Origin of the sequence: Nonomuraea mesophila, from assembly GCF_004352805.1 — a bacterium.
Lineage (GTDB): Bacteria > Actinomycetota > Actinomycetes > Streptosporangiales > Streptosporangiaceae > Nonomuraea > Nonomuraea longispora.
In genome coordinates this window covers 1-1,442 of sequence record NZ_SMLD01000373.1, presented here as the reverse complement: position 1 = coordinate 1,442, position 1,442 = coordinate 1, and the positions used below count along the sequence as shown (strand labels likewise).

At 66.1% G+C, this 1,442-nt stretch carries 1 protein-coding gene; it reads left to right on the top strand.

The annotated features are described in order from the left end of the window. The first annotated feature begins 137 nt into the window (after positions 1 to 137). Positions 138 to 1,409: an IS256 family transposase gene (locus tag E1295_RS48100; protein ID WP_132642087.1), complete on the top strand. Its 1,272-nt coding sequence runs from the start codon at positions 138 to 140 to the stop codon at positions 1,407 to 1,409. Positions 1,410 to 1,442: the final 33 nt, after the last annotated feature.

The window sequence follows — 1,442 nt, the reverse complement described above, 5'->3', positions numbered from 1 at the left end:
GAGCAATGATCGAAACCTGTGGATCTGACGGGAAGGGGTGTACCTTCCCGAATCATCTGATCAAGGTTTCGAGATAAGGCCGACGCGCCAACGTCGGTCGGGAAGGCACACCCGTGTCGCTCACCGTAGTACCCGAGCTGCCCGCTGGCGACCACGCTCCGGCATCCTCCTCCTCGCTGATCGACCAGATCCTCCGTGAGGGCGCCCGCAAGATGCTCGCCGCCGCTCTGCAGGCCGAGGTGGACGCCTACATCGCCGCGTTCGCCGACGAGCGCGACGACAACGGCCGCCGCCTGGTCGTGCGCAACGGCTACCACGCCCCGCGGGAGCTGCTCACCGGTGTCGGCGCGATCGAGGTCACGGCCCCTCGGGTCAACGACAAGCGCATCGATGCGGAAACCGGCGAGCGTAAGCGGTTCTCCTCGGCGATTCTGCCCGCCTGGTGCCGTAAGACCCCGCAGCTGAGCGAGGTGCTGCCGCTGCTGTACCTGCACGGCCTGTCCTCGGGCGACTTCATCCCTGCGCTGGGCCAGTTCCTCGGTTCCACGGCCGGCCTGTCAGCCTCGGTCATCACCAAGCTGACCGAGACCTGGAAGGGCGAGCAGCGCGCCTTCTCCGCCCGCGACCTGTCCGGGGCGGACTACGTCTATCTGTGGGTCGACGGTATCCACGTCAACATCCGGCTGGAAGAGCACAAGCTGTGCCTGCTGGTGATGATCGGCGTGCGCGCCGACGGCCGCAAGCAACTCGTCGCGCTGAGCGACGGCTACCGCGAGTCGGCCGAGTCGTGGGCCGACCTGCTGCGCGACTGCAAGCGGCGCGGTATGCGGGCGCCGGTGCTGGCGATCGGCGATGGCGCGCTCGGCTTCTGGTCGGCGCTGGGCGAGGTGTTTCCGCAGACCAGGGCCCAGAGGTGCTGGTTTCACAAGATCGCTAACGTGCTCGGAGCGCTTCCCAAATCCGCGCACCCTGGCGCGAAGAAGGCCCTCGCTGAGATCTGGAACGCCGAGGACAAGGACCACGCGCTGACCGCGGTCAAGGAGTTCGAGGCCACCTACGGCGCCAAGTACCCCAAGGCGGTGGCCAAGGTGGTCGACGACCTCGACGAACTGCTGGCCTTCTACGACTATCCGGCGGAACATTGGGTGCATCTGCGCACGACTAACCCGATTGAGTCGACCTTCGCCACCGTCCGTCATCGGACCAAGGTCACCAAGGGGCCGGGCTCGCGCGCGGCCGGGCTGGCAATGACCTTCAAGCTGATCGAGTCGGCGCAGAAGCGCTGGCGTGCCGTCAACGCTCCTCATCTCGTCGCCCTGGTCCGCGCCGGGGCGACCTTCGTCAAGGGCAAGCTCGTCGAGCGGCCCGAGGAATCACTGGCCATCGAGGAGCGGTCAATAGCCGCATAAAAGATCTTGATCCACAGGTATTGACTATTTCTC